General features: G+C 37.4%; 8 protein-coding genes and 1 pseudogene. 8 read left to right on the forward strand and 1 reads right to left on the reverse strand.

The window, feature by feature from the left end; genetic code table 11:
- The first annotated feature begins 63 nt into the window (after nucleotides 1-63).
- The 8 genes from ACEN33_RS02530 to ACEN33_RS02565 all read left to right on the forward strand — a co-directional run bounded on the left by ACEN33_RS02530 (nucleotide 64) and on the right by ACEN33_RS02565 (nucleotide 10118).
- A complete protein-coding gene (locus ACEN33_RS02530; RefSeq protein WP_407089229.1) occupies nucleotides 64-1110 on the forward strand; it encodes a sugar-binding transcriptional regulator in 1047 nt (348 codons plus the stop codon).
- A gap of 28 nt (nucleotides 1111-1138) precedes the next feature.
- On the forward strand, nucleotides 1139-2143 hold the full coding sequence (gene gap, locus ACEN33_RS02535) for a type I glyceraldehyde-3-phosphate dehydrogenase (protein WP_138405478.1): 1005 nt from the start codon (nucleotides 1139-1141) through the stop codon (nucleotides 2141-2143).
- 103 nt (nucleotides 2144-2246) lie between these two features.
- Nucleotides 2247-3437 (forward strand): phosphoglycerate kinase, encoded by a 1191-nt coding sequence (locus ACEN33_RS02540; RefSeq protein WP_209494335.1) that lies wholly within the window; start codon nucleotides 2247-2249, stop codon nucleotides 3435-3437.
- A gap of 33 nt (nucleotides 3438-3470) precedes the next feature.
- Entirely contained in the window at nucleotides 3471-4229 is a 759-nt protein-coding gene (tpiA, locus tag ACEN33_RS02545; protein WP_138405476.1) for a triose-phosphate isomerase, read from the forward strand.
- Complete coding sequence (gene gpmI, locus ACEN33_RS02550) at nucleotides 4229-5758, forward strand: 2,3-bisphosphoglycerate-independent phosphoglycerate mutase (RefSeq protein WP_407089228.1); 1530 nt, start codon at nucleotides 4229-4231, stop codon at nucleotides 5756-5758. The genes tpiA and gpmI overlap by 1 nt, the downstream gene beginning before the upstream one ends.
- A 105-nt stretch (nucleotides 5759-5863) precedes the next feature.
- Nucleotides 5864-7165: a phosphopyruvate hydratase gene (gene eno / locus ACEN33_RS02555; RefSeq protein WP_407089227.1), complete on the forward strand. Its 1302-nt coding sequence runs from the start codon at nucleotides 5864-5866 to the stop codon at nucleotides 7163-7165.
- Between the two features lie 186 nt (nucleotides 7166-7351).
- On the forward strand, nucleotides 7352-9172 hold the full coding sequence (locus ACEN33_RS02560; RefSeq protein WP_407089226.1) for an LPXTG cell wall anchor domain-containing protein: 1821 nt from the start codon (nucleotides 7352-7354) through the stop codon (nucleotides 9170-9172).
- Between the two features lie 160 nt (nucleotides 9173-9332).
- Complete coding sequence (locus tag ACEN33_RS02565; RefSeq protein WP_407089225.1) at nucleotides 9333-10118, forward strand: PHP domain-containing protein; 786 nt, start codon at nucleotides 9333-9335, stop codon at nucleotides 10116-10118.
- Nucleotides 10119-10354: 236 nt separating this feature from the next.
- Here ACEN33_RS02565 and ACEN33_RS02570 read toward each other — a convergent pair.
- Nucleotides 10355-10471: pseudogene (locus tag ACEN33_RS02570) on the reverse strand (IS30 family transposase); the annotation flags it as partial.

A 10471-nucleotide genomic window follows, 5' to 3' on the forward strand; every position in this document is an offset into this window, starting at 1 on the left:
TTTTCTGAGTGAGTTGTAGCTCTGTATGTAATGGTCGCCTTTTGACCATCTAGGAGGGAATTAATGGCCGATATATTCACAATTATTCAGTCAATTGTTCCTGAAGTGAGTGATTTGTTAGCTGAGAGGCTCGCAGTATTACGTGTTTTGGATGATGTAAACAAACGAATTGGTCGTAAGTTTATTTCACAACAGACTAATTTCACTGAAAGAACGGTAAGAACGATATTAGAGATGCTGAAAAGTCAATCACTCGTATCCGTAAACCGTAGTGGCGTAAAACTAACACAACAAGGGAGAGACCTTATTGTGATGATTGATGAGCATTTGCTTAATCAACAACAACATAAGTTTTACGAAGTGGAAGAGGCTGTAAAGAGAAAGCTTAATATTGAACATTGTCGGATTGTACCAGGTGATGCAGATAAAGATGCATCAGTTTATCAGTTCTTAGGTCAAGTCGTTCATTTAATTTTGGACAAACACTTACCTGAAGGTGATAATGTGGTTGCAGTTACAGGTGGATCTACTTTATCTAAAGTAGCAGAATCATTCACACCAGAATTATCAGATGGAAGAAGTATTACATTCGTTCCTTCACGTGGAGGATTGGGAAGTTCGATTAATATCCAATCAAATAGCGTGGGGAGCTTAATGGCGCAGCAAACAGACTCTAAGTATATTCCGTTGTTTATACCTGAGAATTTAGGTAAAGAAACTTCGGAGATATTGCTCAAAGATCCAATGATTAAAGAAGTCATTGATATGAGTAAGAGTGCAAATTGCTTGTTATTAAGTATAGGAACTGCTAATGTAATGGCGGAACGTAGAGAGATTACAGACGAACAACAAGAAATTATCGAGAATGGACACGCCGTTGGAGAAGCATTTGGTATATTTTTCGATTCTTATGGAGAAACGGTTTTACGTTATCCTAGGATAGGGTTGAAATTTAAAGATTTATCTAATATACCTTTGTTACTTACAATCGTGGGAGGATCTTCTAAGGCGAAAGCTTTAGAAGCGTTCTTTCAAAAAGCCCCGAGTCATGGATGGTTAATCTGTGATGAAGGTTTAGCAAATATGGTTTTAAATGGGGAGACCCTTTGAAATAAAATCCTTAAGGAGGAATTTTTTAATGGCAGTAAAAGTTGGTATTAATGGTTTTGGACGTATCGGACGTTTAGTATTCCGTCGTATTTTAGAAACAAACGCAGATTTAGAGGTTGTTGCAGTTAACGATTTAACTGATAATGATAACTTAGCTTACTTATTAAAATATGATACAGCTCACGGACGTTTTGATCACGATGTTGAATTACAAGGTGAAAGTTTAGTAGTTGACGGTAAAGAAATTAAAGTATTTGCTGAAAAAGATGCTAATAACTTACCATGGGGAGACCTTGGAGTAGATATCGTCATCGAAAGTACTGGATTCTACACTTCAGCTGAAAAATCACAAGCACATATCAATGCAGGTGCTAAACGTGTAGTTATCTCTGCACCAGCTAAAGATGCAGATACTAAAACAATTGTATTCGGTGTTAACGAAGATATCTTATCTTCTGATGACGTTATTATTTCAGCAGCATCATGTACAACTAACTCATTAGCTCCAGTAGTTAATGTATTACATAATGAATATGGAATTAAAGCTGGTAACATGGTTACAGTTCATGCTTACACTTCATCACAAGTATTACAAGATTCACCAAGCGGAAGCTTCCGTGATGGACGTGCAGCAGCACAAAACATTATCCCATCATCTACTGGTGCTGCAAAAGCAATCGGTAAAGTAATCCCAGAAGTTAATGGATTATTAGATGGATCAGCATTACGTGTTCCAACAATCACTGGTTCACACACAATCTTCTATTCATTATTAGAGAAAAACACTACTGTTGATGAAATCAACGCAGCTATGAAAAAAGCTTCAAACGATTCATTTGCATACAATGAAGATGCAATTGTTTCTTCAGATATTATTTCAACACATGCAGGATCAATCTTTGATTCTACATTAACTGAAATCCAAGAAGCAGCTGATGGATCTCAATTAGTTAAAACTGTTGCTTGGTATGACAACGAAGCTGGCTTCGTAGGAAACATGGTTCGTACTTTAGAATACTTCGCTAAATTATAATTAATTGCATAGCGTTTATACCTAAGCGTCTATCCAAAATAGCGGGGAGGCTTAAGCTTCCCCGCTATTATTTTTTTAAGGACTTTATATAGGAGGATATATAATGGCAAAGAAAACATTAAATGATATTCAAGTAAATGGTAAGACAGTCTTAGTCCGCGTTGACTTCAACGTACCTATGGCTGATGGAAAAATCACCAACGATAACCGTATCGAAGCGGCTTTACCAACAATCAATTATTTAATAGAAAACAATGCGAAAGTAGTATTGTTCTCTCACTTAGGACGTATTAAAACTGAAGAAGATAAAGCTAACAACAGTTTAGAACCAGTTGCAAAACGTTTAAGCGAGTTATTAGATAAAGAAGTTCTTTTCTCAGACAAAACACGTGGAGAAGAATTAGAAGAAGCAGTAGCTAACCTATCTGAGGGTGGCGTTTTATTAGTTCAAAACACTCGCTACGAAGATTTAGAAGGTAAGAAAGAATCTAAGAATGATCCAGAATTAGGTAAATACTGGGCTTCATTAGGTGACTTATTCGTAAACGATGCATTCGGAACAACTCACCGTGCTCACGCATCAAACGTTGGAATTGCATCAAACTTAGACTCTGCTGTAGGATTCTTAGTTGAAAAAGAATTAAAATTCTTAGGAGACGCAGTTGATAATCCTGAACGTCCATTTGTAGCTATCTTAGGTGGTGCGAAAGTATCTGATAAGATTAAAGTTATCGAATCATTATTAAACAAAGCTGATAAAGTAATTATCGGTGGAGGAATGGCTTACACATTCTTGAAAGCACAAGGTAAAGAAGTTGGAGAATCATTATTAGAGGAAGACCGTATTCCTTTAGCTAAAGAATTACTAGAAACTGCTGGAGACAAAATTGTTTTACCAGTAGATGTAGTCATTGCAGATGATTTTTCAAATGACGCAAATACAGACGTTGTTTCTGTAGATGATATCCCTGCTGACTGGCAAGGATTAGACTGTGGACCAGAATCTGTTAAAGTATTCGAAGATGTATTAAAAGATGCTAAAACAGTTGTATGGAATGGCCCAATGGGTGTATTCGAGATGGAATCATTCGCAAAAGGAACCATTGGTGTTTGTGAAGCCATTGCTGATCTAGAAAACGCGACGACAATTGTTGGTGGGGGAGATTCAGCAACTGCGGTCGCACAATTAGGTTATGAAGATAAATTCTCACACATCTCAACAGGTGGAGGAGCTTCATTAAACTATCTAGAAGGTACTGAATTACCAGGTGTTACTTCAATCGACGAGAAATAATTACTGAGACTTTAAATTAAGGAGAGTATATATATGTCACGTAAACCAATTATTGCTGGTAACTGGAAAATGAACAAAACAGCTCAAGAAGCTGCAGATTTTGTTGAAGCAGTTAAAGGGAAAATCCCTTCAGCGGATGCTGTAGATTCTGTCGTAGGTGCACCAGCACTATTTTTAGAAACAATTAAACGTTTAAGTGAAGGTACTGAATTAAGAACAGCTGCACAAAACAGCTACTTCGAAGATGAAGGTGCATTCACTGGGGAAACAAGTCCTAAAGCATTGGCTGATTTAGGTGTTGAATATGTAATTATCGGACACTCCGAACGTAGAGAATACTTTGGAGAAACTGACGAAGACATCAACAAAAAAGCAAAAGCAATCTTACGTAACGGTATGTTACCAATCATTTGCTGTGGAGAAACTTTAGAGCAACGTGAAGCTGGAGAAACAGCTGACTTTGTATCTGGACAAGTAAAAGCAGCATTAGAAGGTTTAACTGAAGAACAAATCGCTTCATCAGTTGTTGCTTACGAACCAATCTGGGCAATCGGAACAGGTAAATCATCATCTGCTGAATTAGCAAATGAAACTTGTGGCGTAGTTCGTAAAGCTATTGCAGAAGTTACATCAGAAGAAACAGCTGAAAAAGTACGTATTCAATACGGTGGATCTGTAAAACCAAATAATATTGCTGAATATATGGCACAAGAACATATTGACGGTGCATTAGTTGGAGGAGCAAGTCTAGAAGCTGATTCATTCATCGAATTATTGGAGGCAGTAAAATAATGAGTAAAATCCCATATGCCTTAATTATCTTAGACGGATTCGCAATTCGCGATGAAGTCAGTGGTAATGCGGTAAAAGCAGCGAAAAAACCTAACTTTGATCGTTATTGGAACCAGTTTCCACATAACCAATTAAAAGCATCAGGACGAGACGTCGGTTTACCTGATGGCCAAATGGGGAACTCTGAAGTTGGTCATTTAAACATCGGTGCAGGTCGTATAGTATACCAATCTTTAACTCGTATTAATTTAGCGATTGAAGACGAATCATTTTACGAAGTGCCTGAATTAGTTAAAGCTGTTGAAGAAGCAAAAAGAAAAGGAACAGCTTTACATTTAATGGGGCTATTATCTGACGGTGGTGTCCACTCACATTACAAACATTTAATTGCTTTAGTTAAATTAGCTAAAAAGTATGGATTAGAAGAAGTATATGTTCATGGTTTCCTTGATGGGCGTGATGTTGGACCGAGAACCGCTGTGAAATATATTGATGATTCTGAGAAAGCATTCGAAGAAATTGGCGTAGGTAAATTCGCAACAATTTCAGGTCGTTACTATGCAATGGACCGTGACAATCGTTGGGAACGTGTTCAGTTAGCTTATGATGCAATCGTTCATGGTGAAGGTAGAACAGCTTCTTCAGCTAAAGAAGGCGTAGAGCGTTCTTACGAAGAAGATATTGTTGATGAGTTTGTTGTTCCATTTACAATTAAAGATGAAAACGACAAACCAGTCGGTACAGTAAACGATGGTGACTCAATCGTATTCTTCAACTTCCGACCTGACCGTGCGATTCAATTAGCTACAGCTTTATCAAACCCAGGTTTTAAAGATTTTGACCGTGGTGAAACTCCAACGGACAACTACATGACAACATTCTCACCTTACAGTGATACGGTTGTAGCAGAAGTTGCATTCAAGAAAGAAGACTTAGTCAATACTGTTGGGGAAGTATTAGCAGATGCTGATAAGACACAACTAAGAATTGCTGAGACTGAGAAATATCCACACGTTACATTCTTTATGAGTGGGGGACGTCATAAAGAGTATGCAGGTGAAGAACGTATCCTAATCCCTTCACCAAAAGTAGCGACTTATGACCTACAACCTGAAATGTCAGCTTACGAGGTGAAAGATGCCTTAGTGCAAAAAATCAACGAAGAAACGATCGATGCGATTATCTTAAACTTTGCAAATCCTGATATGGTTGGACATAGTGGTATGTTAGAACCTACTGTGAAAGCAATTGAAGCAGTAGACGAGTGTCTTGGTGCTGTGGTTGATTTAATACTAGAAAAAGGTGGAGCTGCGATTATTACAGCTGACCACGGTAACTCTGATGAAGTGATTGATATCGAAGGAAATCCAATGACAGCTCATACAACAAACCCAGTTCCAGTGATTGTGACTAAGGAAGGTGTTGAATTAAGAGACGGAGGTCGCTTAGCTGACCTTGCTCCAACATTATTAGACTTAGTTGGTGTTGAAAAACCTGAAGACATGACAGGAACAAGCTTAATTAAATAAGCAAAACATCCGATATGCTTTGCTTTTTGAGTAAATAATTTATAGAATAGAAGAGTAAGGTATGGAGTCAATTCATGCCTAACAAACTAAAGGAGAGAATAAAATATGCCATTTATTACAGATATTTATGCAAGAGAAGTTTTAGACTCACGTGGAAACCCTACAGTTGAGGTAGAAGTTTATACAGAAAGCGGAGCTTTTGGTCGCGGAATCGTACCTTCAGGTGCGTCAACTGGTGAACACGAAGCTGTTGAGTTACGTGATGGAGACAAAGACCGTTATTTAGGTAAAGGTGTCCTTAAAGCTGTTGATAACGTGAATAACGTAATCGCTGAAGCATTATTAGGCTATGATGTATTAGAACAACAAGCCATTGATAAATTAATGATCGAGTTAGATGGTACTCCGAACAAAGGTAAATTAGGAGCTAACGCTATCTTAGGTGTATCGATTGCTGTTGCACGTGCAGCTGCAGATTTCTTAAATATTCCTTTATACCAATATTTAGGTGGATTTAACACTAAATTATTACCAACACCAATGATGAACATCATTAACGGTGGATCTCACTCAGATGCACCAATCGCTTTCCAAGAATTCATGATTATTCCTTCTGGAGCAGAAAGTTTCAAAGAAGCTCTACGTTGGGGTGCTGAAATCTTCCACGCACTTAAATCATTATTAAGCGAACGTGGATTAGAAACTTCTGTTGGTGACGAAGGTGGATTCGCGCCGCGTTTCGAAGGTACAGAAGATGGTGTTGAAACAATCTTAGCAGCAATCAAAAAAGCTGGTTTAGAACCAGGTAAAGATGTATTCTTAGGATTCGACGTTGCTTCTTCAGAATTCTACGAAGATGGCGTATACAACTATGCTAAATTCGAAGGTGAAAACGGAGCAAAACGTTCTGCTGAAGAACAAGTTGACTACTTAGAAGAATTAGTTAATAAATACCCAATCATCTCTATCGAAGATGGTATGGACGAAAACGACTGGGACGGATGGAAATTACTTACTGAACGTTTAGGAAGTAAAGTTCAATTAGTTGGTGACGATTTATTCGTTACAAATACTGAAGTTCTTGCTCGCGGTATCAAAGAAAACGTTGGTAACTCAATCTTAATCAAAGTTAACCAAATCGGTACTTTAACTGAAACATTTGACGCGATTGAAATGGCTAAAAAAGCTGGTTATACAGCAGTAATTTCTCACCGTTCAGGAGAGACAGAAGATACAACTATCTCTGACATTGCTGTTGCAACTAATGCTGGTCAAATTAAGACTGGTTCATTATCACGTACTGACCGTGTTGCTAAATACAACCAATTATTACGTATCGAAGATATGTTAGCTGATGTTGCAGCTTACGACGGAAAAGACGCATTCTACAACTTAGATAACAAATAATTATTTGCAAGGTAGAAAAGGGCGACTAGCTAAGCTAGTTGCTCTTTTTTTGTGGTTCATAATTTCTATGTCGAAAACACTTACAATTTTAAGTGAACCTTCATACAATAGTCATACTTGTCATGCATACTAAAGGTAGTAGAGAAGTAAGAAAATGTATATCTACCTTTAAGGAGGTCATAAAAAATGAAAATCAATACAAAATTCAATAAAAAACTTCTCACAATTCTGTCCCTTTCTGCACTGGCAAATGTTGCTCCTTTGGCACCAAATGACGGTTTAGCAAGTAACTTAGCACTTGTAGAAGCGCAAGCTTCAAGTGAAACAAATGCAAGTGATATCGAAGCAATTAAACAATCAATGATAGATGCAACTCCTATAACAGAAAATCAATTTGCGCAAATCTCTGAAGATGCGTGGTTGGCTTATGTTGAACAAGGTAATAATCAAGGAGGAGACCCAAGTGCAGTTTATGACTGGGCCATCGAAGATTATCCAGAAGTATTTGAACCAGAAGCGACAAATTTCCGTATAGCAATGGTTGAAAACTATAATCTTGATGAAGAAAGCTTAAATACTGTAAGTGATCGAGATTTATTATGGTTAGAATACCAAATTTGGGTGGCTGCAGACGGTCAAGAAGATTTACCAGCGCTGGCTGATGCTTTAGTGGAAGACTTCGGAGTAGAATACGGCCAAGATGATAATGAACGAGTAGAAGCATTGAAAGAAACGATGTTAGCTTCTACACCTTTAACAGATGAACAGTTTGATGCGATTCCTGCTCAAGATTGGTTAGGTTATGCTGATGAAGTCAATGAAGGTGGTGGAGACCCAAGTACAGTTTATAATAATGCTGTCGAAGATTATCCAGAAGTGTTTGAGGAAACTTTGAATTATATTTGTGGAACTTTAGTTTCAGACTATAACTTAAATGAGGAATCTTTAAACTCAGTATCGGATATTGACTTACTATGGTTAGAATATTCAGTATGGGTTGATGCAGGTAACACTGAAGACTTTGAAACATTAGCACAACGTCTAATTGACGAGCATGATGTTACTCAAGATGATGACGAAGAATCGCCTGGCGATGAACGTCTAGAAGCGATCAAACAATCGATGATTGATGCAACACCTTTAACAGATGACCAATTTGAAGCCATTCCAGCAACTAGCTGGTTAGAGTATTCAGATCGAGTGAATGAAGGTGGTGGAGACCCAAGTACCGTTTATAATTGGGCTGTCGAAGATTATCCAGAAGTGTTTGAAGATACCATTGCTTATATTCGTGGAACATTAGTTTCAGATTATAATTTAAATGAGGAGTCTTTAAACTCAGTATCAGATATTGACTTACTGTGGTTAGAATATTCGGTATGGGTGGAAGCAGGTAACACCGAAGACTTTGAAACATTAGCACAACGTCTAATTGAGGAACATGATGTTATTCAAGATGACGAAGAGACACCTGGAGAAACTGAACTTGAAAGAATTAGAACGGTGATGATTGAGTCAACACCAATTACACCAGACCAATTCGAAGCGATTCCGGCAACAACTTGGATTTCATATACAGAGCAAATTAATGAAGAAGGTGGAGACCCAAGTACTGCTTATAACTGGGCATTACGTGATTATCCTGAAGTATTCGAAGATACGATTGCTTACATTCGTGGAGAATTAATCAACCGTTATAATCTAGAAGAAGCTTCATTGAATGAACGTGTATCTGACCAAGAATTATTATGGGAAGAGTATACCGTTTGGTTACAGAACGGTGAAGAGAATTTAGAAGCATTAAGTCAAGTCTTAGTTCAGGAATACGGAGTGCGTACAACATCGACTCAAGTTCCTGATGAAGATGAGGAAAATACAGCACCAACATTACCGAATACAGGTGAAACTAGAACAAGTTATAGCACATATATTATGATTGCTATTGTAGGACTAGTTGGAGCTGCCCTCTTATTGAGAGATTACTTTGTGAATAATAAAGAAGCTTAACGAATCTCAAGTCGCTAGTTAAGGCTAGCGGCTTTTTTATTTTGCTATTTTTAGCTCTCAAATACAGTGCAAGAATTTTGAAGTGTTGCGTATTTTCGATATAATTAAGGAGGATTTGTTTAAACCGTATTATAGTATATTCAGATGAAAAAGAGCTATTATGCAATATTACGATCAACACTTACACACATATTTTTCTCCCGATTCAAAAGAACAATTTGAGAATTATTTATCTCAAGGCGAATTGCCTGTTGTAACGACAGAGCACATTGATTTCTATAGTCCAGATCAATCGCACGATGATGTGATTCCAGATTACGAAGGTTATTCGAAGAAGATTGCTGAGTTGAACGAAGAATATGATAATCGTCTTCTTCGAGGGATTGAGATTGGGTTTACTTATGCCGATCGAGATAAGATTGAACAGTTTTTAGAAGGAAAAGACTATGATATTAAGTTACTCAGTATCCATCATAACGGAAGACATGGTTTTATGACCTTAAACCACGATGTAAAGGACTTGAAGACACATCTAGAGGAATACTTCGGTTTGATGCTGGAAGCCGTTAGAAACGCTCCATATGCGAATGTTTTAGCGCATTTTGATTTTGGGCTGAGAGGCTACGATGCAGTGAAGGTTGAAGATTTACATGATAGTGAGGACTTACTTCTTCAAATCTTTGAAACCATGGTGTCAAATGAACAAGCATTAGAATTAAATACTCGAAGTATGTATCGTTATGACAACGACCATCTTTATGACTATGCGATTGATTTATATAAAAGTGCTGGGGGAGACATGTTCACAGTAAGTTCTGATGCGCATGTGGCCGGAGATTATCAGTTAGGGTTTGAAGAAGCTTTTAACAAATTGAGAAATCATGATGTGAATCAATTAGTTGTATTCCAAAAAGGTGTCCCACATTACGTTGATATACCCCAATAATAAATAAAACCTTCTTGCTGAGGCAAGAAGGCTTTTTTTAATCGAATTCAATTTTAAATGACTCATCTTTATGTGCACGCCAGCATAGTTCTATTTGTTCATAAGTTGTTTTGCCGTCATTTAACGTTGGTAAATGGTCCATATCGAAAAAGTCCATGCCGATTGTTTCACTGTTTAGTTTGAATTCACCGTTAATATAGTGACATTCTACGAAAATTTTAATAATATTTGATTTGTCAAATTAAGCTAGACAAAACTGCTTCATCTAAGTAACTCAAAAATACTTCCAACGGTGTTCGGTAGTGTAAGGATTTCCGTGGAATCGTGTTCCGTTTGTGTGCAATCGATGACAC

The sequence above is a fragment of the Ruoffia sp. FAM 24228 genome (assembly GCF_045528575.1).
Classification (GTDB): Bacteria; Bacillota; Bacilli; order Lactobacillales; family Aerococcaceae; genus Ruoffia; species Ruoffia halotolerans.